At 58.2% G+C, this 26,179-nt stretch carries 24 protein-coding genes; 7 read left to right on the plus strand and 17 right to left on the minus strand.

The genetic code is table 11. The features are described 5' to 3' along the window. Together K8R57_06720 and K8R57_06725 are read right to left on the minus strand one after the other, a co-directional pair. Positions 1–1,134, minus strand: coding sequence for a glycosyltransferase (locus K8R57_06720; protein ID MCE9587990.1), 1,134 nt, complete (start codon positions 1,132–1,134; stop codon positions 1–3). Between the two features lie 40 nt (positions 1,135–1,174). Beyond that, entirely contained in the window at positions 1,175–1,498 is a 324-nt protein-coding gene (locus K8R57_06725; protein ID MCE9587991.1) for a hypothetical protein, read from the minus strand. A gap of 124 nt (positions 1,499–1,622) precedes the next feature. On the opposite strand from K8R57_06725, the gene K8R57_06730 reads away from it, so the two are divergent. From K8R57_06730 to K8R57_06740, 3 genes are read left to right on the plus strand one after another with little or no spacing between them, the layout of a single operon-like run. Then, the gene (locus K8R57_06730; protein ID MCE9587992.1) at positions 1,623–2,594 is read left to right on the plus strand and encodes a KpsF/GutQ family sugar-phosphate isomerase; all 972 of its coding nucleotides are present in this window, start codon (positions 1,623–1,625) and stop codon (positions 2,592–2,594) included. A 25-nt stretch (positions 2,595–2,619) separates the two neighbouring features. After that, positions 2,620–3,177: an elongation factor P gene (efp, locus tag K8R57_06735; GenBank protein MCE9587993.1), complete on the plus strand. Its 558-nt coding sequence runs from the start codon at positions 2,620–2,622 to the stop codon at positions 3,175–3,177. Positions 3,178–3,198: 21 nt separating this feature from the next. Beyond that, a complete protein-coding gene (locus K8R57_06740; protein ID MCE9587994.1) occupies positions 3,199–4,134 on the plus strand; it encodes a hypothetical protein in 936 nt (311 codons plus the stop codon). Between the two features lie 2 nt (positions 4,135–4,136). Here K8R57_06740 and glmM read toward each other — a convergent pair whose 3' ends face one another. The 8 genes from glmM to K8R57_06780 all read right to left on the minus strand — a co-directional run bounded on the left by glmM (position 4,137) and on the right by K8R57_06780 (position 15,248). Next, positions 4,137–5,495 carry a phosphoglucosamine mutase gene (gene glmM, locus K8R57_06745; protein MCE9587995.1) on the minus strand — a complete coding sequence of 453 codons (1,359 nt, stop codon included), beginning with the start codon at positions 5,493–5,495 and terminating at the stop codon, positions 4,137–4,139. 67 nt (positions 5,496–5,562) lie between these two features. Further along, the gene (cdaA, locus tag K8R57_06750) at positions 5,563–6,489 is read right to left on the minus strand and encodes a diadenylate cyclase CdaA (protein MCE9587996.1); all 927 of its coding nucleotides are present in this window, start codon (positions 6,487–6,489) and stop codon (positions 5,563–5,565) included. 4 nt (positions 6,490–6,493) lie between these two features. Beyond that, positions 6,494–7,348 carry a dihydropteroate synthase gene (folP, locus tag K8R57_06755; protein ID MCE9587997.1) on the minus strand — a complete coding sequence of 285 codons (855 nt, stop codon included), beginning with the start codon at positions 7,346–7,348 and terminating at the stop codon, positions 6,494–6,496. A 105-nt stretch (positions 7,349–7,453) separates the two neighbouring features. Further along, positions 7,454–8,758: a histidinol dehydrogenase gene (gene hisD / locus K8R57_06760; GenBank protein MCE9587998.1), complete on the minus strand. Its 1,305-nt coding sequence runs from the start codon at positions 8,756–8,758 to the stop codon at positions 7,454–7,456. Positions 8,759–8,822: 64 nt separating this feature from the next. Continuing rightward, on the minus strand, positions 8,823–10,046 hold the full coding sequence (locus K8R57_06765) for a beta-mannanase (protein MCE9587999.1): 1,224 nt from the start codon (positions 10,044–10,046) through the stop codon (positions 8,823–8,825). Beyond that, a complete protein-coding gene (locus K8R57_06770; GenBank protein MCE9588000.1) occupies positions 10,043–13,447 on the minus strand; it encodes a glycosyltransferase in 3,405 nt (1,134 codons plus the stop codon). Before K8R57_06770 ends, K8R57_06765 begins: the two co-directional genes overlap by 4 nt. Before the next feature lie 146 nt (positions 13,448–13,593). Beyond that, the gene (locus K8R57_06775) at positions 13,594–14,682 is read right to left on the minus strand and encodes a hypothetical protein (protein ID MCE9588001.1); all 1,089 of its coding nucleotides are present in this window, start codon (positions 14,680–14,682) and stop codon (positions 13,594–13,596) included. Then, the gene (locus K8R57_06780) at positions 14,679–15,248 is read right to left on the minus strand and encodes a hypothetical protein (protein ID MCE9588002.1); all 570 of its coding nucleotides are present in this window, start codon (positions 15,246–15,248) and stop codon (positions 14,679–14,681) included. The genes K8R57_06775 and K8R57_06780 overlap by 4 nt, the downstream gene beginning before the upstream one ends. Positions 15,249–15,550: 302 nt before the next feature. Between K8R57_06780 and K8R57_06785 the strand changes: the two genes are divergently transcribed. From K8R57_06785 to K8R57_06795, 3 genes are read left to right on the plus strand one after another with little or no spacing between them, the layout of a single operon-like run. Further along, a complete protein-coding gene (locus K8R57_06785) occupies positions 15,551–16,843 on the plus strand; it encodes a homoserine dehydrogenase (protein ID MCE9588003.1) in 1,293 nt (430 codons plus the stop codon). Between the two features lie 19 nt (positions 16,844–16,862). After that, on the plus strand, positions 16,863–17,966 hold the full coding sequence (thrC, locus tag K8R57_06790) for a threonine synthase (GenBank protein ID MCE9588004.1): 1,104 nt from the start codon (positions 16,863–16,865) through the stop codon (positions 17,964–17,966). A gap of 42 nt (positions 17,967–18,008) precedes the next feature. Continuing rightward, entirely contained in the window at positions 18,009–19,235 is a 1,227-nt protein-coding gene (locus tag K8R57_06795) for an aspartate kinase (GenBank protein MCE9588005.1), read from the plus strand. A gap of 131 nt (positions 19,236–19,366) precedes the next feature. Here K8R57_06795 and rplQ read toward each other — a convergent pair whose 3' ends face one another. The 3 genes from rplQ to K8R57_06810 all read right to left on the minus strand — a co-directional run bounded on the left by rplQ (position 19,367) and on the right by K8R57_06810 (position 22,248). Then, positions 19,367–19,891 carry a 50S ribosomal protein L17 gene (gene rplQ / locus K8R57_06800; GenBank protein MCE9588006.1) on the minus strand — a complete coding sequence of 175 codons (525 nt, stop codon included), beginning with the start codon at positions 19,889–19,891 and terminating at the stop codon, positions 19,367–19,369. Between the two features lie 25 nt (positions 19,892–19,916). Next, complete coding sequence (locus tag K8R57_06805) at positions 19,917–20,924, minus strand: DNA-directed RNA polymerase subunit alpha (GenBank protein MCE9588007.1); 1,008 nt, start codon at positions 20,922–20,924, stop codon at positions 19,917–19,919. A gap of 301 nt (positions 20,925–21,225) precedes the next feature. Beyond that, positions 21,226–22,248, minus strand: coding sequence for a glutamine synthetase beta-grasp domain-containing protein (locus tag K8R57_06810; GenBank protein MCE9588008.1), 1,023 nt, complete (start codon positions 22,246–22,248; stop codon positions 21,226–21,228). Positions 22,249–22,505: 257 nt separating this feature from the next. On the opposite strand from K8R57_06810, the gene K8R57_06815 reads away from it, so the two are divergent. Then, entirely contained in the window at positions 22,506–23,726 is a 1,221-nt protein-coding gene (locus K8R57_06815) for a protein phosphatase 2C domain-containing protein (protein MCE9588009.1), read from the plus strand. Between the two features lie 75 nt (positions 23,727–23,801). Here the strand turns inward: K8R57_06815 and K8R57_06820 are convergent, their stop codons facing one another. The 4 genes from K8R57_06820 to thrC (K8R57_06835) all read right to left on the minus strand — a co-directional run bounded on the left by K8R57_06820 (position 23,802) and on the right by thrC (K8R57_06835) (position 26,164). Then, complete coding sequence (locus K8R57_06820) at positions 23,802–24,254, minus strand: ribose-5-phosphate isomerase (GenBank protein MCE9588010.1); 453 nt, start codon at positions 24,252–24,254, stop codon at positions 23,802–23,804. 27 nt (positions 24,255–24,281) lie between these two features. Next, the gene (locus K8R57_06825; GenBank protein MCE9588011.1) at positions 24,282–24,524 is read right to left on the minus strand and encodes an NIL domain-containing protein; all 243 of its coding nucleotides are present in this window, start codon (positions 24,522–24,524) and stop codon (positions 24,282–24,284) included. 63 nt (positions 24,525–24,587) lie between these two features. Continuing rightward, the gene (locus K8R57_06830; GenBank protein MCE9588012.1) at positions 24,588–24,860 is read right to left on the minus strand and encodes a MoaD/ThiS family protein; all 273 of its coding nucleotides are present in this window, start codon (positions 24,858–24,860) and stop codon (positions 24,588–24,590) included. A 47-nt stretch (positions 24,861–24,907) separates the two neighbouring features. Then, on the minus strand, positions 24,908–26,164 hold the full coding sequence (gene thrC, locus K8R57_06835) for a threonine synthase (GenBank protein MCE9588013.1): 1,257 nt from the start codon (positions 26,162–26,164) through the stop codon (positions 24,908–24,910). Positions 26,165–26,179 lie beyond the last annotated feature (15 nt).

Here is a 26,179-nt window from a genome sequence, read left to right on the forward strand (position 1 = left end):
TCAGGCCTTGGCGGCGAGCCGCGTGTAGAGCTCCGCGAGCTGCAGACTCAATTTGGGCAATGATGGCCTTGGCAGCTTTTCTTGGAACTCGAGTAGCGATTGCCTGAAGGCCTCATCGGTAACAGCCCGCTCCAGCAGACCCGCATAGGCCACATGGTCGGTCGGCTCAAAAAGACCGGGATGTTCACCGGTAAGCAGAGCTGTATTCCCCTCAATGCGGCTGGCCAGAATAGGAATCCGGCAATCGAGTGCCTGCAGCAGGGCTAGCGGCTGACCCTCCCAGTGGGATGCCAGAACGAAGAGATCCAGAGACTGGAGCCACGGGGCCACGGGCCTCTTCCTTCCGGCAAGAATCAGTCGACCCTCAAGCTGATGCTCCCGAATTCCCTTCTCCAGAACCGGGCGGTCCTGTCCCTCTCCTAATAGCAGGAATTTCGGCAGAACGTCTTTCCGCTGGGCAAGCAAAGCCATCGCTTCGATTGTAGCCTGATGGTTCTTGGTTGGATGAAGGGAGGCCACGGAGCCGGCTAGAAATTCCTTGGGATCGAGTCCAAGAGCAGAGCGAACCGCCAACCTATCCTCAACCGGACGGAAAACCGCGGGATCGATAGCATTAGGAACAACGGAAACCTCCTTAGGATCGAGATCGAAAGCCGCGATCAGATCGCGCCGAGTCTCCTCCGAGAGGGCGATCACATGGTCGGCCCAACGGTAGATATGTCGCATGAAAAACCCCTTCCTTCCCTTGAGCTCCAGAAAGGTCTTCTGCTGATGCACGATCGATCGGATGCCAGCCAGTTTGGCCGCAATCACGCCGAAGAGTTGATCGTGATAGGACTGGGCATGAACCACCTGGATCCCGTGCTCACGGAACCACTGGGCAAGCCGCAGCATCCCGAGGGGGTTCATTCTCTTGGTGGGGAAGACAGGAACCACATCGATCGGAAGACCTGCCAACTTGGCTTCCTCCCCGAGCACTCCGAGATTTCGCAGGCAGACAAAGCGCGCCTCAATATCCGGCGGAAGGTATTTGCTCGCGGAGAGGAGAAAATCTTCGGCACCTCCGACCGGCATCGAGACGAAAAGAAAGGCAACCCTTACCGGTGTAGCCGGCTGCTGCGTGGCCTGCTTCATAACTATCCGACCGTGCCCGCCTTGCCCGTAACCAACAACCCTACCACTGGAGACCGAACAGGATGATGCCCTTTGGTTTCTCAGGATTATCGGGATCCCAAGTGACAGTGTCATGGCCATCGCCATATTTCCTCGGGGCAAGAGGATTCACCAACTGAAGCGGATGCTTCATCTTGAAAGCCTGAGCCACCACACCGGTGATGTCATAGGGAGCTGGATTCTCGATCGGGTTGGACTCGATCTTGGTTTTTTTGGGCTTGGGAGCCACAAAGGAAGCATCCGAAGCAGCCTGCTGGGCAATGCCGGTAGCAGCCATCAGAAGGGCGACAACGGGGAAAATTGGGCGAAAGAGCTTGCCGTTCATGAACGTACCTTAGCCGCCTTTTGGAGCAAGGGGCAAGCCTCCCGCGCCAACCCCTTCCATTCTATCTAACGACATTGCTGCTTCAGCGTTGATCATTGGCCACGGAACCATTCAGACTGCGTGGATGGATTCCCTCGAGCGTGCACGGCGCGTTCTCTCAATCGAAATCGACGAACTGCAGCGCCTCTCCGAGCGTCTGGACGGAGGCTTTACTGCAGCGGTGACCCTCCTGCGCGAGGCGATTGAACGCCGGGGAAAGATCGTCGTCCTGGGGGTAGGTAAGTCAGGTCATATCGGTGAGAAAATCGCGGCGACCCTGACCAGCACCGGCGCACCTGCCGTGGTGCTCAATTCGCTCAATGCCCTCCATGGTGATCTCGGAATGATCTCCGACGGGGATGTCATCCTGACACTCAGCTACAGTGGGGAGACGCAGGAACTGCTCCGTATCCTGCCTGCCCTAACCCGATTCAATGTCAAAAAGATCTCGTTGACCGGAGGAAAAACCTCCTCGCTTGCGAAAGCCAGCGACGTCGTCCTCGATGTCTCCGTCACTCAGGAGGCCTGTCCCCACAACCTCGCTCCCACCTCCAGCACGACCGTCATGCTGGCTTTGGGTGATGCGCTTGCCATGGTTCTCCTTGAGGAGAGGGGCTTCACACGGGAGGATTTCGCGCGATACCACCCGGCCGGTCAACTCGGGCGCTCCCTCCTGCTCAAGGTCCGTGATATCATGCGAGGCGGTGAAGAAGCGGCGATCGTCAAGATCAGCGACCCTGTCGTCGCGGTCTTGCGTGAACTCACCAAGAAACGGGCCGGCGCAGCCCTAGTCGTGAACGCAGATGGTCAGCTTGCCGGCATCTTTACCCATGGTGATTTTGCCCGCAGGTTCCCCACCGATCCGCATATCGGAACCAGGCCCGTCGGCGAGGTGATGACCCAAAGCCCAGTTACCATCCATGCCGACAAACTTGCCGCCGAGGTTCTGATGGTGCTAGAACAGCATCGGATAGACGATCTCGTGGTCACGGATACTAAGGGGAACCCCTTGGGCGTGGTCGACTCTCAGGATCTTGCCCGACTCAAACTCATTTAATCCCCACCCCTTACTCCACGACATCATGGCACTCGCAAACGACCTCCGCAAAGGAATGGCAATCAAGTACAACAGCAACGCTGCCATCGTCCTTGAAGTCACCCACCGCACCCCCGGCAACCTCCGCGCTTTTGTTCAGCTTATCATCCGTTATATCGGCACCGGCAAGTCGGCGGATGTCCGTTTTGCCTCAACGGAGAAGGTCGACCTTGTCGAAGTCCATCGTACCAAGCTGGACTTCAGTTACGCCGACCAAGACGGCTATAATTTTATGGACCCCGATACCTTCGAGACCATCACCCTTCAGGCTTCCCTGCTCGGTGACGCCAAGGACTTCCTCGTCGAGAACATGCAGGTAGAAATCCTCTATGTCGAAGGACGCGCGGTCTCCGTAGAGCTTCCCGCCTCAGCCAATATCAAGGTGACCGAATCTCCCGAGGGAGTGAAGGGCGACTCTTCCAGCAATGTGATGAAGACTGCCACCCTCGAGACCGGCAAGGTGATCCAGGTTCCTCTCTTCATTAAGGAGGGTGAGATCGTCAAGGTCGACACCCGGACCGGCGCCTACATGGGCCGCGCGTAATAGGCCCAACCTCACCGACGCGTGGCACGCCCTTCCTCTCCTCAGAGAAAGGGCGACGGCAGATCAACGGGAAAAAATACCCGTAATCCACCCCGTCGCGTCCGCGTCTCGGCATCAACGCACGACTCTCCGGATCTCTTCGACCGGGAGGAACTCATTCTTGCTCGCGATCAGCCGCTTAACCCAGATCTCTCAGGGCAAACATCCGCGACCATTCCCAAGTCCTGGGTTAAGTTCATCATCGCTCTTTTCCTGTTGCCGGTTGCACTGATCCTGACCGCGACGTTTTTCCAAGCATTCACGGCTTCCATGCAACATGGTCTCCTGGCCACGCAGTCATTCGGATGCTTTGCCGCTGGGATGATCCTTTTTGGCATCCTGTTCTTTATCGTTCCCCGTGAAATCCTGATGTGGCCCTATGTCTTCGGACATGAGGTGACCCATGCGATCTGGGTGAAGCTCTTCGGCGGCAATGTAGCCGATCATTTTCATGTCAGTTTGGATGGGGGCCACGTCCTTACCGACAGGGTGAATACTTGGATCGCCCTCGCCCCATACTTCTTCCCCCTCTACAGCCTTCTGGTCGTGACCCTTTACGGGGCGGCATCCCTAGCGGCGGACCTCAGCCCTTACCGATGGGTGCTGTTTCTGCTACTGGGATTCACGCTCGCTTTTCATCTCGTCTTCACCTGCCTCCTGATCGCTAAAGGCCAGCCGGATCTCCACTACGGAGGAACGTTCTTTTCCCTGACAGTCATCTACTTGATCAATCTCCTCATCATCACCGGGTTGCTCCTGCTGACCGGAAAGGAGATTTCGCTGAAATCACTTGGGCATGATTTCGTCGAGAACATGATCAGCTTTGTGGAGATCACCCGCATTATCACGACATGGTTCGCGGATTGGATCAGCGACCTTTGGAAAGGATTCGGCTACGGCCAATCTTCCAAGCCATAAATCTAAGCCCCGATAGCCGCGGTTAGCGCGGCGGCTATTTTATCCGCCCATTGATTGATCATCACCTCGTCAGCTCCCTCAATTAGTAGGCGCACTTTGGGTTCGGTTCCGGAATAACGCAGCAGGAGGCGTCCCTTTCCTGCCAATGCCGACTCAGTTTGGCTGACCAGGGAGGAAACCTCATTCAGTGAGTCGATCGGGGGCTTTTCCTTCACGCGGAGATTCCGCTGCGCCTGCGGGTATTTCTTCAGGACTCGACGGAGTTCGCTGAGGGGCTTGCCGCTCTCCGTCATGATGCGGATGATCTGAAGGGCGGCTATCAGGCCGTCACCCGTCGTCCCGTGATCGCGGAAGATCATGTGGCCGCTCTGTTCTCCACCGACTGAAAAGTTTCCGGCTCTCATCGCCTCGACCACGTAACGATCCCCCACTGCCGTGCGGATGACCTTCCCGCCGCCGGCGGCGATCACTTCGTCCAGGCCCAGATTGCTCATCACCGTGGCCACGAGGGTCTTGCCAGCCAGCGTTCCGCGACGGAGTGCATCGAGCCCCGTCATGGCAAGGAGTTCATCCCCGTCCAGAACTTCCCCACGCTCATCACAAAGAAGGAGACGATCGGCATCTCCGTCATGGGAGATTCCGATATGAGCCCCGGTCTCCCGCACCAGGCGACTGATCTCCTCCGGATGGGTGCTCCCGCATTCCCTGTTGATGTTCATACCATCGGGCTCCGCATGGAAAACAGAGAGAGTTGCCCCGAGATCCTTCAGAACCTGAGGGGTCGTCCGAAACGAGGCCCCGTTGGCGCAATCAACAGCGATCTTCAGGCCGTGAAGGGACATTCCGGGGACGCTCGCCCTTGCCGCCGCCTCGTAATGCCTCGAGGCATCGGAAATGATTGATGTGGTTCCAAGCGCCTCGCCTAGAGAGCGTTCGTTATCAATCTCATTTGTCAGGATCAGTGCCTCAAGGCGTTCTTCCAATGCGTCATCCAGTTTGTAGCCATCACTTCCGAAAAGCTTCAGCCCATTGTCCCCCGCGGGATTATGGGAGGCGGAGATGACGATCCCTCCGGCGGCATGGAGTTCCGTGACCAAACAGGCAACGGCAGGCGTGGGGATCACTCCCGCAAGCAGGACATCGGCACCGAGAGAGTTGAGACCTGAGATGAGAGCTGACTCGAGCATTGCGCCGGAGCGACGGGTATCGCGTCCGATCACGAAACGGGGGCGCTCCTCATCTTTTCCCCTCATCAGGTAGCCGGCGGCTCGACCCAGTCTCAGCGCGATTTCGGGGGTGACGGGATGGCAGTTTGCAGATCCGCGGATGCCATCCGTTCCAAAAAGCTTTCTGACTGCCATGAGAAAGGAACGTTATTTTTTCGAGTTGTGGGCCTTGTGCTGTGCGTGAGACAGCGCAGCCTTCTCCTCAGAGCTCTGAGAGTTCTGAGAGTTCGCCGCGTTGCGCGACTTGTGTTCCGGGAGAGGGCCGAGGTTTTGATGAATGAGATACCAGAGCGCCCCCCCCAGAAGCAGGCAGACCAGTTTCTCCTTCCAGTTGTGCAGCAGGATCGTTCGCATGATTTTCTTCGCGGATCAGAAGCTGTGACAGGCGCTTCCGGAACCGCTCGACGTTCAGGTTGCGCTCGATGGACCCCGAGTGACAAATCGAAACTTGGCCGCTCTCTTCGGAAACCACCAGGGCTATGGTGTCGCTCTCTTCGGAAAGCCCAAGTCCCGCACGATGCCGTAGTCCGATCGTTCGGTCGAGATCGTCGCGCTGGGTGAGGGGAAAGATGCAGCCCGCCGCCACGATCCGGTCACCGCTCAGGATCACTCCACCGTCATGGAGGACCGTCTTGGGTTGAAAAATCGTCAGCAGCAGTTCCTTGGAAAATTCGGCATCGATCTCGACTCCGCTCTCGGCAACGGACTTCAGGCTCAGATCACGCTCGAGCGCGATCAACGCCCCGAATCCCTTGCTTGAGAGATCAAAGACCGTATCCGTGATCTCCTCGATGGCTTCCCGGCGCTGAAGAGCCGTGGAGAAAAAGCGGTGACTACCCAGCTCGTTCAAGGCACGGCGTAGTTCCGGCTGGAAGAGAACTACCAAAGCGATCGCCATGAAGACCGAGAAGCTTCGGAGAAGCCATCCCAGCACGGCGAGATCCAGTACTTGGGAGATGAAGGTGAGTGTGAGAAAAACCAGTGCAAGCCCGATCAGGATCCGTGCCCCATGTGTGCCCCGCAGATAGAGATAAATATAATAGAGGATCGTCGAGAGGATCAGTATCTCGAGTCCGGAGGTCCAATACGCCGCGATCAGCGAAAGAATCCTGTGAAAGAAATCAGTCATGACATCAGCGGTTCCCTACCAGGGCCTCCGCCATGCGGAGGGCCTCAAGATGGGGTTGGACTTCATGGACACGGAAGAGCCTGGCGCCCAGTGAGCGGGCAATCGCAGTCAAAGCCAGACCAGATGAAAGACGATTGCCTGTTGTGATCCCATCCTCTCCGCCGGAGACTTTTCCAAGAAACGACTTTCTGGAATGTCCGAGTAAGATGGGAGAGCCTATTTCCATGAACCGGGGGATGCCGCGGATCAACGCCAGGTTATGCTCCACGGTTTTTCCGAAACCAAGGCCGGGATCGAGAATGATGGAGGCGGAATCCACGCCATAGCTTAGGGCCGCCTCACGGCGCCCTGAAAGATATTTTGCCACATAGTTCACCACATCGTCCTGCGGATAGGAGGGATCGGCCTGCATGGTTTCAGGGGTTCCCTGCATGTGCATGAGAATCAGTCCGGCGCGGTTCTCGGCAACCACCTTTCCCATCCTCGGATCACCTGAGAGGGCCGTCACATCATTGATGATATCGGCCCCTTCGCCCAGACAGGCCTCGGCCACAGTGGGCTTGGAGGTATCTACGGAAATAGGGGCATTGGTCCGAGCCCTCAGCGACTTGATCACAGGCAAAACTCGCCGCAGTTCCTCCTCCGCGGAAACAGGAAGTGCTCCCGGTCGGGTCGATTCGCCACCGACATCGAGTAGTAAGGCTCCTTCCTCAAGAAGCTTCAGCCCATGCTCACAGGCCGCCAACGGATCCAGAAACGCCCCGCCATCAGAAAAGGAATCGGGTGTTACGTTGACGATGCCCATGATCGCCCCTCGCAAGGAGAGATCAAACCCGTGATTGCGGAACTTCCAGAGCATGCTTGGGAGGTTGTTTAGGCTGAAGGCTGTGAGACTATTAGGGAAGAATCGTACAATCGGGAGCCGATCCTTCAGGTTAGAAACTAAAGGCCTTCAGCCTTCAGTCTATTTACCTAGGGAAGCGCGCTTCCCTAATCGAAGGCTGACCGAACGCCCGTGGGCATCGAGCCCCTCGATTTCGCAGAAGGTCTCGATAATCGGAAGAGACTTTTTGAGCGACGCGGCATCGTACCGGACGATGCTGGTGCGACGCTGGAACTGCTCAGCTGTGAGGCCGGCAAAGGCCTTGCCGGCACCCCCAGTAGGAAGTTCGTGGCTCGGTCCCGCAAGGAAGTCCCCTGCGGCCACGGGGGAGATGTCGCCAAGGAAGATGGCTCCGGCGGAGTTCAGTTTGGTTGCCAGCAACTCCGGCTTGCGCACAGCCAGAGAGACATGCTCCGCGGAGAATCCGTTGGCTATCTCCACCGCCTGACTCATGTCACGGACGTGGACAAGCACCGCATTGGCCATGGCCTTCGCGAGATGTTCGGGACGACTGGAGAGCCGGGACTGGCTTGCGATCTCCTTCTGCACGGAGGAGATGAGCTTGGTGGAATCACTCAACAGCACGACGACACTTCCGGCGCCATGTTCGGACTGGGCCAGCAGATCGGCGGCCACCCAGCCGGGGTTAGCTTTCGCGTCAGCAATCACAAGGACCTCGCTGGGTCCCGGGAGCAGGTCGATGCCTACTCGCCCGAAAACCTGCCGCTTCGCCTCCACGACATACGCATTGCCCGGCCCGAAGATCTTGGTAACGGGACGGATGCTCTTCGTGCCATAGGCCAGGGCCGCAATCGCCTGAGCTCCGCCCACGCGGTAGATTTCCGTAGCACCGCAGAGATCAAGTGCCGCGAGTAGGGCGGGAGCTACAGTTCCATCGGGCGCGGCGGGGGTGACAGCCACGATTTCGGGAACGCCGGCCGCCTTTGCGAAGCCGCAGGTCATGATCGCGCTTGAGACAAGCGCGGCCGTGCCCCCGGGAATGTAGAGTCCCACCCGGGGAAGCGGATCGAAGCGTTCCCCCACAAGCGCCCCCTGGGCATTCTTCATCGACCAGTTCTTGCGTAGGCTTTTCTTGGCAAAGGCGGTGACATTCGTAACCGATGCAGCCAACGCTTTTTTGACCTGTGGTGACAGGGACGCTCTCGCCTTTTTGATCTCCTCCGGAGAGACTCGGATCTTGGTGGCCGTGATTTTCGGTCCCCCGAATTTCAGGGTGTAGGCGAGAAGGGCAACGTCCCCCTTCTTCCGGATATCGGCAATGATTTCTGCGACCGTCTCGCGAACCTCGGCTCGTGGTTCGGCCTGGCGGTTCAACTCTGCAAGGGAGCGGTTAAAGCCGCGGTCTTTATAGGAAATCAAGCGCATCCCGGCATCCTAACGCGAGATCCCCTCGGGGTCAAAACCCGTGCGAAATACTCGCTTGGCATTCTTATTTCCAGATCGGTCGGCCGATCCAGAAGGGATTGTTCACACCCTCCCGGTAAGCCCGCAGGGAGGCGCGGGAGGAATTCACCCGCAGATTACTGTAGGAGCCGTCACTGTTCTGCCAGCGCTCGTGCCAGAAAATCGCGGCCTTGAGCCTTGGGTATTTAGCGGCATTTCCCATTTCACGAAAGGCTTCCGCGACCCATGCTCCCTTGTCCTCACGGGGCTGATGGGATTCAGCGACGCCCCACTCGGTCAGCATGATCGGCTTGTCGGGATCCAGGGCGCACATCTCCGCATAGGGCCACTCGAGCAAACTGGCAAAGCCGCACCACGTATTATCCTCCAGATTGCTGGTCTGCTTGCCGTAGACGCTGAGCCCGAGCCAGTCGACATACTTCGACCCGGGATAGTAGGCGGCCGGTTGGTTCCACGATATGTAACCGGGAGGGTCGGAGTAGTTGTTGGGCTGGAAGACCCAGAGGACATTGGTCGCACCTCGGGCACGCACGCGGTCGACGACATGTCGCCAAGCTTTCTTGAAGGTCTCCGGGCCTTCCCAGGTGGCGGGGTTCTTGATGTCTCCCTTGCCGAACCAACTGTTCTCGGGTCCGTCATCCGTTCCCGTGAGCTTGGCAAGCGCTCCAGTGACAGTAGTGGCAGTAGTGGCGCCAGGGGATGAAGATGAGCCCGGTTTTTTCGGGGGTGCCGGATCTCGGGGACCCTTGCCATAGAACCATCCCGACCAGGGAAACCAGGTGCCGTTCATCTCGCAGGCAAAGGAGACAAAGAACTGGCAAGGCACTTTGGCCGCCTCGTCGGCCCAGCGGTCGATATAGGTATCCCATTTCCCTGCAATAATCTCAGTGAGGGCGAATTTATCAGGCCCATGTTTTTCATCATACGGAGCATCCCAAGGAGACCAGAAGAGGAGAGGCACGGCTCCGTAGGAGCGGACACGCTGCACCTGGTCGGAGGGAAATGTTCCTCTTCCCCAGAAGGAACCAAGGGCAACAAGTGCCATCGGTTTGCCTGTGAGTTGCTGGAAGTTCTCGAGTGCCTCATAGGTGACTTGATCCTCCCCGTCTCCGAAATCGCAGTAGGCCCCTGTGTAGGCACCCTGCTCGGGAATCTGAAGCTGCTGGTAGGGCGTGGCGGCGCTCAGATCTGAAGTCGCCGCGCCTAACAGTAATACTGAAAGAGGGATTTTGATGGAGCTATACTTCATGCGTCGGGTGAAACGTGCGGGGCGGTCTTGGCGGGGATCGCAGGGGACAATGGCGCCCTTTGTTCCTTCTGGAAGATTGCGGCGGCTGTGCGGTCGAGCTTAGACCAGCGCACCCAGCTTCCGCCGAGAGCCTTGAGAATGCATTTCCAGACGACATAGCCGAGTAGGGGTCTGTAAAGAAGCCTCATCGGAGCACTCCGCCATGCTATCCGCAGTGGCCGTCCGGCCATCGAGAGCGCGATAACGCCAAGAAAAACATCAAGGAGCAGCGAGGCGACAAAATAGGGCCAGATCGCAACGCCCCGGCCAAGCCAGAGCGACCAGAGCACGATCAGGTCGAGCACAGGAGTCAACGCCACCACGCCCATCTGAAAGACCCAGACCGAGGGAAGCGCGAACCACCCGAGCCAGCCGGAACCGGGATTGAATGTCAGGTCGCCGTGCTTCCAGAGACACTGAAGCGTTCCGAAGGCCCAGCGGAAGCGCTGCGAAACAAGCGCCTTGATGCTCTCGGGTGCTTCGGTATCGGCAAAGGCCTTCGAGGCAAAAACAACCTTCCATCCCAAGCGATGGAGCTGAAGGGTGAGGTCGGTGTCCTCGGCCAGCGTGTTGTTGGTGATGGGGCCCGCTTCCATGAGTGCCTTGCGGCGGAAGGCGCTGAGTGCTCCCGGTGCCACGGTGATACAGCCGAGGAAATCTTGGGCACGTCGGTCGATCTCGAAGGCGGCCGTATACTCCAGATCCTGAAAACTACCCAGCCAGTGCTTTGTGTTGCCGACACGGATATAGCCGGAAACCCCGCCCACTTGCGGATCGGAGAGACAGGTCACCAGCTGGCGGATACCGTCGGGTGCGACCATGGTGTCCGCATCAATCATGACGATAGTCTCATGACTTGCGAGGCCTAGGGCGCGCTCGAGAGCGGAGGCTTTGCCACCATTCTGTTGGCTTATCAACCGGACGCGGGGTTCAGTTGCCGCGATAGCTGCGACTACTTCCGCCGTGCGATCCTTCGACCCATCATCCACCACGATGATCTCGATCGGCGCGGGATAATCGGAGTCCAGCAGATGACGGATGGTGGAGGCGATCACCCGTTCCTCGTTGTAGGCGGCCAGTAGGATGCTGACCGGCGGATAAGAAGCTGGTAAAGGCTGTGGATGCAATCTCTCGTGCTTTCGCTGACGCCGGGCGCAGAGGCAGTAGAAGAAAACACGGAGCAGTGAGAGCAGTGTGACGATGACAAGGAGGGTCCAGGCGGTATTCTCCAGGAAACGCAGGAACGAGAAGGCCCCATAGACATAACGGGTTGAGAGGGGCTGGTTCTCCTCGCGGAGCGGAGGCATGACAGTGTCGCGGGAAAGGTTGATGATATCCCCGAGCGGCACGATCAGATCACCTCGGCTTCGCAGCCAGTCGATGATCTTCGGAAGGGCCTCCACCGTCTGGGAGCGATCCCCTCCGCCATCATGCATCAGGATAACCGACCCCGTGGCGCGCTGGTTCTTAACCCGATCTAAGATTGCCTGGGCCCCCGGCCTCTCCCAGTCATCGGGATCGATCGATTCGGCAACAGTGAGGTACCCGAGATCCCGAACCACCCTGAGAGATCGGACCTCACCGGGCTGGATGGGGGTTCCGTCAATACCGAAGGGCGGGCGAAAGTACGCCGTGGACCGGCCGGTCACCGCCTCGATCAGACGGGTCGTGGCGTTGAGTTCCAGCTCGATCTGCTTGTCGCTCTCCTCGGCGATATTCTGGTGGGTGTAGGTATGGTTGCCAATCTCATGTCCGTCACGCACGATCCGCTCCAGCAGATCCGGATAATGCTGTGCCTGCGTCCCGAGGACAAAGAACGCGGCGGGTGCGTTCTTCTCCTTCAGAATCTCCAGGATCTTGGGAGTCCATTTCGGGTCAGGACCGTCATCGAAGGTCAGCGCCACCTTATGCGGTCCGGGATCACCCTGACGCATGATACTCTCGGGCATTGGGAGTTTGGTGTATTGCTCCACCACTTCGTTGTCGGGGTGGATCTCCAGATGCCGCTCTCCCGCATGGGGATCCCCGCCGCCGGAGATAAAGTCTCCCGTGCCGCTGGAGGCGATGAGTTCGTCGAGGTTCAGCTGAGAGAGCTTGGCAATGGATGGGAGATCCGGCGACTTCTCGGGATTCATCCTCAAGACATCCCAGACAGCTGGATCTTCCTGCCCGAGCCGGTAGAGGCCTATGCCTCCGGGATGGAACGGGGCGATCAGGCGGCGCTGGTTGAAGAGAGTGACGGCATCCAGGAACCAGAGCTCGTGCTCCTCGTTCTGATCGGGGCCCGAGAGGTAGTTGAAATTCGGCGAGCTATCCTCGCAATCGATACCATTCACCGGATCGATTCCTGCAAGCGAGGCCCGAGCCATGGCATCGGTGAAGCCGACCTGCTCGACGGTGAGGTTGTCCTTCCTCCAGTCGTTGGCATAAGTGCCGAGACCGATTATCCACTGGGAAGGCTCCCCATAGACCATCATTGTTTTCAGCCAACCTTGAAACCATTCGCTGCTGGCTAGAGGGCCCGGGTCATCGGGTTCCGAGTTCTCGTCGTAGAGCGTAGCGACCAACCTGTCGACGGACTCGGCGATGGCATCCAGATCAAAGGAATCGAAATCAGCTCCCGTAGGAGCGGCAAACCAGAGCTCTTTCCCCTCGGCGTGCAGACGATCGGCCATCTCCTTGATCAGCCGCGAATACTCATCCTTGTAGGTCGGATCGAGCTGGCTCAATTCCAGAATCAGTCCCGTCGAACCCGGCGGCAGACGGCTCACCAGCTTGTCCAGGAAGGCTCTCCTCTCCGCCTGCGATTCATGGGCCAGCTCATCCACAGCCTCGGGCTGCCATGTATCCCCATCCAGGTTGCGGAGAATCGGTAGGAATCCGAGGCCCTTCCTCACGCAGAGGAGCCGGGCCTTGTCGCTCGCATCCTCCTTGAGCGTTCCCTCCACGCCGGTGAGAGTAAACCAATCGGCTGCCACATGGGTCAACTGGTCGGCATGACGCTCCAGGGAGAGGAGTGAGGCTGGATCCCAGGGTGAGACATAGCCGAGCACGATGCCTGTATTCTTGGGAACGCTGGGAAAGGTGGATTGGCCGCGATCTTTCTGGCCGAGTTGAATGCGGCGCCAGTCATCCTTGGCATTCAGGAGAGGAATCTTGGCCGGGGGAAGTGCTTTGAACCGGGCGTGGAACTCCCGCACCACCGAGGGAAGCTGTAGCTGCGGTCCAATCAGCAGGCTCCAGATGAAATAACCGGTGGCGCTGATAAGGAAGAGCCCACCCACAACAGCCGTGAGCTGAAGCACCCGACGCCTGATCCCACGGGAATCGGCAAAGACGCTCTGTTCCTGATCAGAGGCCACAAGTGAAATTGGTCATAGCCAGAGATTTCGGCATCGATCACCGATACCATCTGCTCAGATCACGGTATAGAGGAATGATCTGGAAAAAACGACGGCGCATCGCCACAATACTTATGCGCCCCTCCCTGTCACAGCTTTTGAAAAAGCTACCCCTGCCCAGAAGGAGGCGTCGGCGTAGGCACAGGCGTAGGGAGAGGAGTTGGTGCGGGTGTCGGAGTCGGCGTCGGAGGAACCGGCGGAGGGTTAACGAAAGCAGGGTTATTGTATCCAGGCGAATTACCCTGCATCGTCGAGGATTGGCCCGGAGCGGCGGAGTTCGGTGCATTCTGGGTGCCGCTCTGAGTCTGCTGCTTGGTGATCGTGTCAGTCGACGCGGTGACCTCTGCAGCCACCTGCGCGGCCACCTGCGCGGCTACCTGACTGGCTACCTGACTGGCTACCTGACCGGCCACCTGACCGGCCACCTGACCGGCTACCTGTGGAGATGCAACCTTGGTTGTAGAATCCGTTTTCATTTGAGCGGCAGCAGCCAAAGCAGCAGCGCCGGCGGTATTGATAGCCTGAGCCATTTCCTGCGCGCTGAACCCGAGCTGCGTGCCTGCCGCTTCAGCCGCAGCCACAAAAGTTTTTGCAACAAGTGCCCCTGTTTCAGCACTATCCATCGGAGGCTCGTTATTCTCATTGAGTTTGCCTGTCTGCTTTAACTCGGCAGTCATTCCGGCCTGATTCCCAGCTTCTTTGATAAGCTCGACGGCAATCGCCGAACAGATCGTCGTAAACGTGGCAATATCGAGGTTCCCACTCGATCCTTGGATAGCGCCACGCGTGATGGCTTCGATCGACTGTGCGTAACCTTGAACAGCCGTGATGCTAAGTGCGGCGGGGAGCGATTTGGTCTGATCAGCGGTGGTGGAGTTGGGCACTCCCTGCCCAGCCTTAGACTCTGCAAGAGCCGCCGTGGACACTGCGCTCAAGGAGGCTGTGACTATTTGGGCTGCGAGATAAGGGGCCGATCGTGTCGCTTGCTGGACGATACCCTGCAACAGCGCACCTGCTTGTTGCCCTGTCAAGCCTGACTCGGGGGAGAGAACAAACGTAATGGCTCCTCCAGTAATCTCGGGTGTAGCCGGGCAGGTCGAGATGGCACCCAGCCCACCACCTCCATCTTGAGCGTGTAGGCTCGTGGCTAACAGAGTCACCGAGAGACCGAAGTGGAGGAATTTCCGAGAAATCATACGCTAATCCGTGGACGCAGAGAGATCACAATGGAGCCTTTGTCGCCTTCTTTTTCTCCGTGTGTCTTGGCGGCGCGGGGTCGGGAGTTCCCGATGATACCCCCCTTGCTGACATTGATTGTCTGCATAATGCCCTCTTGCTTGGCCAGGATTGGGAGTTCCTTTCCGTTGACAAGCAATGTCACGATCTTGTCTCCGATATGGACCAGATCTCCCGGATGCTTGTGCACGGCGATGACCTTGGCTCCCATCGGGGCTGGGATGTCATGCTGGATACTGTTGTCAGTGATGACTTTGCGTACTGCGGCGGCTACCGCCCGATTGCTCGTGAGCTTTCCTTCGTCCTTCAGCTTCTGCATTTCAGCAGTCATCGCCATGGCTGCTGGAGAGTTCGTGGAGTTCGTGGAAGACGTGGCCTGGTTAGTGCCGGAGGGCTGAGCAGAGGGATTGACGGATGGTGCCGCGGGATTGGTAAGCGGATCATTAGTACCCGCAGTGGAAGGAACGGGAGGATGGCTGGACGATAGGGCGGGATCCGTGCTGGAAGATGGCCCCGGTGTAGGCATTGCACTCGGTGCGGGTGATATGCCCGGAGCCGGCGCCGGGGGTGTGGCATTCTGTGCCTGAAGAGCCAACGGCATCAGGAGGGCCAGCAATACAATAGCTGAACCTGACCAAATGAAACCGGTTCTCTTCGAGAAGATCATCCTTATGCTACTTTCCAACGGTCCTTAATGGTACGCAAGTAGGAAAAGCCGACTGCAAGTGACATTTTCGTAATGAAGTTGTTTCCCTCATCGGATCGTTTGAGTGGGTCAAAACCGGCTTTACCTGAAGCCCGTTAGTCGGAATGATGCAGGGCTGCTTTATGAAGACGATCGGCATCGGATTGGCCGGCTTCGGCACCGTGGGTGCCGGGGTCTATGAGAATCTGGAACTACACCGTGAACTGATCACGGAGCGTTCCGGGTACGCATTTGCCGTGCGTCGGATCGTCGTGCGCGATCTGAAGAAGACGCGCGATGTCTCGGCCCCCGCCGCTCTCTTCTCCAGCCGGTGGCAGGATCTGCTGGAGGATCCCGAAATCAAGATCGTCGTCGAATTGATAGGCGGGACGACGGAGGCCTTCGACCTGACGATGGCGGCGATCCGCTCGGGACGCATCGTCGTCACGGGTAACAAGGCGCTTCTGGCCGAGCGCGGAGCCGAGATTTTTGCCCTGGCAAGCGAGTGCAAGGTTCCCGTCTTCTTCGAGGCGGCGGTAGCAGGCGGCATTCCGATCATCCAGTCGCTCCGCGATGCCTTCGTCGGCAACCGCATCGAGTCGGTTCACGGCATCCTTAACGGCACGAGCAATTATATCCTGACCCGCATGCAGGAGGCGGGGCTCGACTACCCTGAGGCCCTAGCCGAGGCAGTGAAGCTGGGCTATGCGGAGGCTGACCCCACGCTCGATATCAATGGATGGGATGCCGGTCACAAGGCGATCATCCTGGCCGCCCTAGCCTATGGCTTCTGGGTCGATCCCTCCACGATCCGTGTCGAGGGGATAGATCGCGTGAGCGCGGCCGACATTCATTTCGCCAGGAGCCTCGGATACTGCATCAAGCTACTCGGCTCGATCCGTGAGAATGATGACAAGGTCGAGGTCGGCGTGGCCCCGACACTCATCCCTCTCGGGAATGTCCTAGCCTCGGTGAATGGGGTCTTTAATGCCGTTGCCGTCCGTGGCGATCTCGTTGGCGACAGTCTCTTCTACGGACGCGGTGCGGGACGCGGCCCCACCTCCACCTCGGTGATAGGCGATCTCGTGGAGGCGGCCCATGTACTCGATGCTCCCAGAGGCACCTTCGGATTCGCTCCGCATGCACTCTATGGCAACAGCCGTTCGTCACCCGAGATCGTGGGATCCTACTACCTGCGCCTCTCGGTGGATGACAAACCGGGCGTCTTGGCCCTCATCGCCGGAGTCCTCGGTGAGGCAGCCATCGGCATCTCTTCGGTGGTACAGCCTGAGTCGATTGCCGGGGTTGAAACCCCACTCGTGCTGATGATCCACGAAGCCGCCTACGGAGCCATGTGCGCTGCCCTTGCGAAGATCGCCGCCCTCGGCTGCGTGAAGGGAGAGCCCGTTCTCTTCAACGTGGAGACTTTTTCTTGATTTACTGATTCCCGACACGATGAACAAGACCTTCAATGATTGCGGCGTGATCGAGCGCTACCGAGAGTTCCTGCCCGTCACCGATGCTACGCCCGTCATCTCGCTGGGCGAGGGTTCCACGCCGCTGATTCATTCGCCCAAACTGAGTGCGATCACCGGCGGTGAGGTCTATGTCAAATACGAGGGGCTGAATCCAACCGGCTCATTCAAGGACCGCGGCATGACCATGGCCATCTCCAAGGCTGCCGAAGAGGGAGCCCGCATTGTGCTCTGCGCTTCAACCGGCAATACCTCTGCCGCGGCCGCTGCCTACGCCGCACGCGCCGGAATGAAGTGTGCGGTGCTGCTTCCCGCCGGCCGTATCGCGGGGGGGAAGATGGTTCAGGCCTATATCTACGGGGCGACTGTCATTGCCATTCGGGGCAACTTCGACGACGCCCTCCGACTCGTGCGTGAACTGGGCGAGACGGGTGAATTCGCTATCGTCAATTCGATCAATCCTTACCGAATCGAAGGCCAGAAGACTGCTGCCTTCGAAATCATCGAGGAGCTGGGGAATGCCCCCGACATCCACATCCTGCCTGTCGGGAATGCCGGCAACATCACTGCCTACTGGAAGGGCTACAAGGAGTTCAAGGATCTGGGCCGCAGCCACAAGCTTCCGAAGATGCTCGGCGTTCAGGCTGCCGGATCAGCGCCCCTCTATCATGGTGCCCCGATGGACAATCCCGAGACCGTGGCCACGGCCATTCGGATCGGACGTCCGGCAAGTTGGGACGGGGCCATCAATGCCGTTTCCGAATCGGGAGGCTGCTTTGAGATCGTCGAGGACTCTGAGATCCTGGCCGCCCAGAAGTGGCTGGCCTCGAACGAGGGCATCTTTGTGGAACCTGCCAGCGCCGCCCCCGTGGCCGCGCTCTTCAAATGCTTCAACCGCAGCGGAAAGATCACGCAGTGCGACTGCTGTCCCTTCCGCCAGATCCACCCTGGAGCCAAGGTGGTACTCACAGTCACCGGTCACGGACTCAAGGATCCCGATACGGCGAAGCACGCGGTCACTGCACCAATCGAGACCGAGGCCACGGCAGCAGCAGTCCGCGAAGCCCTGGCAAAGATAGGCTGATCCCAAGCCCTCGACTCTCGTCCCTCGACCCTCGATTCACCCATGCCCCTCATCGTCCAGAAATACGGCGGAACTTCTGTCGGTAATCCCGAGCGCATCCTGAATGTCGCCCGTCGTCTGCTGGAGACTCAGCGCGAGGGGAATTCCGTCGTCGCTGTCGTTTCTGCAATGTCGGGGGTCACCGATTCCCTGATCAAGCTGGCCAAAGAAGTCTCCTCCAAGCCTTCCAAGCCAACTGAGCGCGAGATGGACGTCCTGCTCTCCACCGGCGAGCAGACCACGATGGCGCTCACCGCCATGGCAATCCAGAGCTTGGGTGGCAAGGCTGTCTCACTGACGGGGGCCCAGGCTGGCATTGTCACCAACGGCGTCCATACCAAGGCCAAGATCAGCAACGTCACTCCCGACCAGATCAAGAAGCATCTCGACGAGGGAGCCATTGTGATCGTGGCCGGCTTCCAAGGAGAGACCAGCGAAGGCGCCATCACAACGCTCGGCCGCGGCGGCTCTGACCTCACTGCCATCGCGCTGGCCTCTGCTCTGGAGGCCGATGCCTGCCAGATCTTCACCGATGTGGACGGCGTCTACACCTGCGATCCTCGCATCGTCCCGACAGCCAAAAAGATCGAAGCCATCTCCTATGACGAGATGCTCGAGATGGCGAGCAGCGGCTCCAAGGTCATGCAGTCGCGCTCGGTAGAATTCGCCAAGAAATTCGGCGTGACCTTCGAGGTCCGCAGTAGCTTCAACAACAAACCAGGAACAACCGTGAAAGAAGAATCCGAAGGAATGGAACAGGTCGTCGTGCGCGGCGTCAGCGTCGAGCGCAATCAGGCCAAGGTTACCGTAACCCAAGTCCCCGATAAGCCGGGATGCGCTGCCAGGCTCTTCACCGCGCTAGCCGATGCCCATGTCATGATCGATGTCATCGTCCAAAATGTTTCGGCAGCGGGATCCACGGACATTTCCTTCACGATGAACCGCGACGAACTCGAGAAGATCGGCGATCTCGTCGACCGCGTCGCCGCAGAGATCGGGGCAGGCAAGGTCAGCAAGCAGGACGGCATCGCCAAGCTCAGCGTCGTCGGCATCGGCATGCGCACCCATTCGGGCGTTGCGGCCAAGCTTTTTGAAGCCCTTGCCAAGGGCGGCATCAACATTCAGATGATCTCCACCTCGGAGATCAAGATCGCCGTCATCCTCGATGAAGAAAAAATAGCCGAAGCAGCCAAGCTGGCCCACACGGCCTTCGGCTTGGACGTGGCATAAGATTTAGATTTTCGCGCATCCGTTACGGCTGCGCGACACCTTTCTTCTTTGCATGCTTGCCACGCCATTCCCGCAAAAGAAAAAGCCCCGGATTACTCCGGGGCTTTTCATTGATTGATTGAAGAGGAGTTTTATTCTTCGCTCTTCTTATCTTTCTTCGGAGCGGCTTTCTTTTTAGGAGCTTCGCCTTCGGCTTTCTCTGCCTTAGGGGCTTTAGGGGCCTTCTCAACCTTAGCCTTCTTGGCGGGCTTCTCAGCTGCCTCAGGGGTCTCATTGCCCTCTTCCTTCTTGATCTCGATTGCGTAATCAACCCACTCGAGGTAGGCCATCGGCGCGCTGTCACTCTGACGAGCTCCGAGCTTCACGATGCGGGTGTAGCCTCCCTTGCGGTCGGCGGCTGCCGGAGCGATCTCGGTGAAGAGCTTCTTCACGATGTCCTTGTGCTTGAGATAGGCGATCGCGATGCGCCGGGCATGGAGATCTCCTTTCTTGCCCAAGGTGAGCATACGCTCGGCCAGAGGCTTGGTGGCCTTGGCTTTGGCCAGGGTGGTTTTGATGCGGCGGTGCTCAATCAGGCTGCAAACCTGGTTCGCGAGAAGCGAATCACGGTGTGCCTGGCTACGGCCGAGTTTGACGGTTTTTTTCCGGTGACGCATGGCGTTAGAGTCCTTCTAAGGTTCCTTATTCGGCAACGGGTGCCAGATTGTCAACAAGGCCTGGCTCGAACTTCATGCCAAGGCCCAGACCGAGCTGGACAAGCTTGTCCTTGATCTCGTTTAGCGACTTCTTGCCGAAGTTGCGGTACTTGAGCATCTCAGCCTCGCTCTTGAGGGCGAGCTGTCCGACAGAAGTGATGTTCGCGTTGTTGAGGCAGTTCGCCGCGCGGACAGAGAGTTCGATCTCGTTCACGCTCATGGCGAGCAGCTTCTTGAGGCGGTTGTTCTCCTGGCTGACTTCGACCGGGGTCTCGTCAAACTCGATCTGCGTGTCGTCGAAGTTGACGAAGACGTCGAGGTGATGGCGGAGGATCGCGGCGGACTGAAGCAGGGCTTCGTCCGGAGTGAGTCGTCCATCAGTCCAGATATCGAGGATCAGCTTGTCGTAATCGGTGCGCTGGCCGACGCGGGTCTGCTCGACAGCGTACTTGACCTTGGTGACGGGCGAGAAGATGGAGTCGATAGCGATGACCCCGATCGGCTTGTCGGGGGACTTGTTCTCGTCACCTGTAGCAAATCCACGGCCGACCTTGACCTCAAACTCTGCCTCGAACTTCATTTTCTTATCGAGGGTGCAGATGTGCTGCTCAGGATTGAGAACCTCGCACTGGGCGGTTGATTGGATGTCACCGGCTGTGATCGCGCCCTGCTTGTTGACCGAGAGGATTAGGTTGCGGACCTCGTGGTCGTGGGCCTTAAACTTGACCTTCTTGAGGTTGAGGATGATTTCGACAACATCCTCGACGACTCCGGGGATGGCGGTGAACTCATGGGGAGCCCCCTCGATCTTGACCGAGGTGATGGCTGCTCCCTCAAGGGATGAGAGAAGTGTGCGGCGAAGTGAATTGCCGATCGTGTGGCCGTAGCCAGCCTCAAAGGGCTCTGCAACGAACTGCGCGTAGGTTTCTGTAGCGGTTTTCTCGTTCTTAACGAGGGTCTTCGGCATTTCGAAGCGACCGAGGCGGATAGGCATAATGTCTTGTGGTTCTCGTTGCCGGGTTTCCCTTGTCGCGTGTTGATGCCCAGCAAGCGCTGATCACCCAAGGACCGACGGCAAATTTTTGATGCGCGGTTGGTCACTTTACCCGTCCTTGCCAAAGAGGCAAGGGATAAAGTGGGGAATGGGGAATAGGCTATCGGGTCTCGGGAAGAGACATGCAGATTTTTGTAACCCCAGATCCCATCACCGATTACCGATCTCCCATCGCGACGGAAAAGAAAAACCGCCACCCCTTTCGGAATGGCGGTTTTCTGAATGATGCTGACCGTCGCTATTACTTGGTCGGAACGGTCTTGATCGTCTGAAGAACGCGGCTGGAGATCTTGTACGGGTCGCCCTGAGAGTTCGGACGGCGATCCTCGAGATATCCCTTGTAATCGTTGTTCACGAAACTGTGAGGAACACGGATCGAGGCGCCGCGGTCGGCAATGCCGTGGCTGAACTTGTCGATCGACTGGGTCTCATGGAGGCCGGTCAGGCGGAAGTGGTTATCGGGTCCGTAGACGGCGATGTGCTCGTCCTTGTACTTGTCGAAGGCTGCCATGAGCTTCTCGAAGTACTTCTTGCCACCCTTCTCACGCATGAACTTGGTGGAGAAGTTGCAGTGCATGCCGGAACCGTTCCAGTCGACATCCTTGCCGAGGGGCTTGCAGTGGTATTCGACATCGACGCCATACTTCTCGCACACGCGCTGGAGGACATAGCGGGCCAGCCAGATTTCGTCGGCGGCCTTCTTGGAGCCCTTACCGAAGATCTGGAATTCCCACTGGCCCTTGGCTACTTCGGCATTGATACCTTCATGGTTGATACCCATCTCGAGGCAGATTTCGAGGTGCTCCTCGACGATCTCGCGGGCGATGTCACCGACGTTGGAGAAGCCGACGCCGCAATAGAACTTGCCCTGGCCTTCGGCCGGGAATCCGCCCTTGGGAAAACCGAGTGGCGCACCGTCTTTCCAGAGGAAGTACTCCTGCTCGAAGCCGAACCAGGTGTCGGGATCGTCATGGATGGTGGCGCGGGAGTTGGAAGGATGCGGCTTGCCGTTGGGAAGCAGAACCTCACACATAACGAGATAGCCGTTCTCGCGTGTTGGATCGGGGTAGCTGGCAACTGGCTTAAGAAGGCAATCAGAGCTCTTTCCTTCGGCCTGACGGGTTGAGCTGCCGTCGAAACCCCACATTGGGAGATCCTTCAGAAGGGGGGTCTTGGTGAACTCTTTGATGGCCGTCTTGCTGCGGAGGTTCGCGACGGGTTCGTAACCGTCGAGCCAGATATATTCGAGTTTGTACTTCGCCATGGGATTGGGGTGGTTGTGGTGTGTCCTATGTCCTGTGTCTTTTTTTGATCACCTTCCGCGTTTCGGACGACCGTCGAAAGGTAATGTCCCAACTTTAAGATCGGGCACAATAGGATCAAGCAACTTCAATGCCAAACTGATAAAATCTTCTAACGAGGAATTTCGAGTGAAAAGTAGGAAAGTAAAAAGTCAGAAGGTAGAATAAAGAGGGCCCGCCAACCTTTCACTTTTCCACCTTTTACCTTCTCACCCTCATCATGCTCACCGTCAAGGACACTCAGCGCGCCACCGTCCAGGTCTGCTTCGATGGGAGCGTGCGCAAGGCGTTCCATGGGCCGAAGGCCAAGGAGCGCTTCACCAACGAAGTCCGAGTCCTGCGGTATCTTGAAAAAGCCGGATGCGATTTTGTCCCGCGGGTGATCTCGGCGGAACCGGAGAAGCTCCTTCTTGTCACGACGAACTGCGGTTCACGCGTCGACCAGCTTGACCCAAAGCGTTGCAAGGAACTCTTCGCAGAACTCGAACACTACAGCGTCCGACACGACGATGCCGACCTCCGCAACGTCACCTATCGTCAGCAGGACGGGCGCTTCTGCCTGATCGATTTTGAATTTGCGACGATCTTGAAAAGGGATGGCGTGTCGATCGCGACGCCCCCGGAGGTATCGGCCCCGAAGCTTTCTCTCACATGGTCCGGGTACTCCGACACTGGCAGCATAAGGTCAAATAACGAAGATTCTTTCCTCGGACTGGCGATCGATGCGGCAGAGGTGCGTCATCTGGGAAAGGTCGGCGCTGCATCCCATGCAGAGGACGATCTGCTGTTTGCCGTCAGCGATGGAATGGGTGGCGCGAATGCGGGTGAATTCGCCAGCCGGATCGTTGTTGATAAAATCACCCGCATGCTCCCCCCGCTGATCCGGCAACGAGCCAGCGGCAAGCCGATCGGCTATGAAGGAGCCTTCGAAGCGCTTTTCTCGGAAATCAACAAGGCTCTTCAATATCTGGGCGACAGCTATGAGGAGTGCCGCGGCATGGGAGCCACCCTTAGCCTCTGCTGGTTTTCCGGCGACATGATGCACTTTGCTCACATCGGCGATACCCGCATCTACCACCTGTTCAAAGATGGAAGAATCCTTCAACTCACCAAGGACGACACGCATGTTGGATGGCTGAAACGCACGGGTCAGATCGGTGAACTGGAGGCGCGGATGCACCCGGCAAAGAATCGCCTACAAAAGGCGCTTGGTGCCGGCAATCAATTCGTCAACCCGCAGATCGGCGAGATCGCCTGCCATCGGGGCGACCGCTTTCTGATCTGCTCGGACGGAGTTACCGATGGACTCTCGGATCAACGAATCGTCGAGGTCTTGAAGGAATGTCCAAAGCAAAGCACTCCCGCAGAGCATCTCGTGGCTGAAGCGGTGGAGTCCTCAGGGAAGGATAATGCAACTGCAGTGATGGTGACTATTTCATAGCCACAGGCTGAAGCAGTTTAGAACAAGCAACCGACTCTCGTGCAGCCGTAACGGCTGCGAAAAACTTTCTTTCCTCTACTGCATGGGAAGACCGGCTTCGTACTTAGCAAGTTCTTCAATACGCTTGAGGTGGCGGCCACCCTCGAACGGGGTGGAGAGCCAGAGATCAACCAGTCGCTTGGCCGTCTCAAGCGAGACCATGCGCTCGCCAATCGAGAGGACATTCGCGTTGTTGTGCTGGCTGGCGAGCTTGGCGGTCTCATCGCTCCAGGCGATGGCACAACGGATCCCCTTCACCTTGTTGGCGGCGATAGCCTCCCCGTTGCCGGAGCCGCCGACGACGATGCCCTTCTCGGCTTCACCGCTAGCAACTTTCTCAGCGGCAGGAATGCACCAGAGAGGATAGTCGGTGGAGTCGGCGGAGTGCGTGCCGCAGTCGATGACATCATGCCCCTGCGTGCGGAGCATCTCGGCCAAAGCCTGCTTGTATTCAAATCCAGCGTGGTCACTGCCGAGGGAGATTTTCATGATACAGCGGTATTGGGTTGGAGCGAATCAGCCCTCGATCGTGTTGATCTCAACCGGCTCGACCTTCACTCCCAGCTCTTCGAGCCAGGCGATCGAACGCTTGATTTCGCCGCGCTCGCCGATGAGCTCTAGACAGACAAGGCCGATTTCGTTCGTGACACTGGCCTGGCGGACATTCGTCGTGACGGAGAATTTGTGTCCCAGTTCGTAAACAAGCGGGCGGGTGATGAGCTTCGCCGGATACATGAGCCAGAGGCGGGTCGTTTCCATAAGAGAAAAGATCGGAGTTTAGAGTCGCGAAGGCAAGAGGACTATCAGGTGGGGCCTGTCGGACTAGCCTCCGGCGATAGCTGGAACGATAGAGACGACATCGGCCTCTTGGATCGGGGTCTCTTTTTCCTGAAGGAAGCGGACATCCTCGTCGTTCACAAAGATGTTCACGAAGCGACGGATAACGCCGTTTTCATCGACGATGCGCTCGCTCAGACCGGGATAGGTGGCATTGAGCTCGTCCAGCACGACGCCGAGCGTGGCACCAGAGACCGTGACCTCCTCGAGATTATTGGTCAGCTTGCGGAGTGGGGTGGGGATGCGGACGATGGGCATGGGAATTAGGTAATAGGGTTTGGGTGATAGGTAATGGGTAATGAAGATTAGCTTTTTGCCGCGACCTCGTCGGCGACTAGGGCTTCGAACTCACGCAGGCTGGCCCCGATGACGCGGGGATCTCCGACCTTGCCGACGATTGCTTCCTGGGTCTTGAGGCCGTGGCCGGTGATGCAGAGGACGGCGCTCTCATCACTGGGGATTTTGCCAGACTCAATGAGCTTACGAGCGCAGGCGACGGTCACGCCGCCGGCCGTCTCGGCAAAGATGCCGGTGGTCTCGGCAAGCAGCTTGATCCCCTCGACGATCTCTTCATCGCTGCAATCCTCACAGCTGCCTCCGGTCTCCCGCATGCTGCGGATCGCATAGTAGCCGTCAGCCGGGGTGCCGATCGCGAGGGACTTGGCAATGGTGTCGGGATTTTGAACGGGCTTCACCATCTCCGAACCGGCCTTGAAGGCCGTGCTGATTGGCGAGCATCCGGAGGCCTGCGCCCCGTGGATCGTGAAATCGCTCTTCGTAACGATGTCGAGATCGATGAATTCCTTGTAGGCCTTGTGGATCTTGGTGAGCAGCGATCCGGATGCCATGCAGACCACGGTGTGGCGGGGAAGCTTCCAGCCGAGCTGCTCGGCAATCTCGAAGCCCATGGTCTTGGACCCTTCCGCGTAGTAAGGCCGGAGGTTCACGTTCACGAAACCCCAGCCGTACTTGCCGGCGATCTCGGAGCAAAGGCGGTTCACCTGGTCATAGGGGCCTTTGATCGCGATGACGTTGGTTCCGTAGACCAGCGAACCAAGCACCTTTCCCTGCTCGAGATTCGACGGGATCAGGACATAGCTCTTGAGTCCGGCATTTGCAGCGTTGGCGGCGACCGAGTTAGCCAAATTGCCCGTGGAGGCGCAGGCGACCACCTCGAAGCCGAGCTCGCGGGCACGGCTGAGCGCCACGGAGACCACGCGGTCCTTGAAGGAAAGAGTCGGGTAATTGACGGAGTCGTTCTTGATCCAGATTTCGCGAATGCCGAGGGCCTTGGCCAGACGGTCGGCCTTCACGAGCGGGGTAAAGCCCACCTGGGTGCCAACGGTCGGCTCGCCATCGATCGGAAGCAGCTCCCGATAGCGCCACATCGTCTGAGGGCGAGACTCGATGAGTTCCCGGGTCAGCACTGCGCGGATCGCCTCGTAGTCATAGGCGGCCTCCAGCGGGCCAAAGTCGAATTCGCAGATATGGATCGCCTCTTTCTCGTAGAGACGTCCGCATTCGCGGCATTTCAGATTACTGAAAAAAGGTTTCTTGGACATAGGTCTTGATCGGTT

This window comes from Verrucomicrobiota bacterium, from assembly GCA_021413925.1.
Classification (GTDB): domain Bacteria; phylum Verrucomicrobiota; class Verrucomicrobiia; order Chthoniobacterales; family UBA6821; genus UBA6821.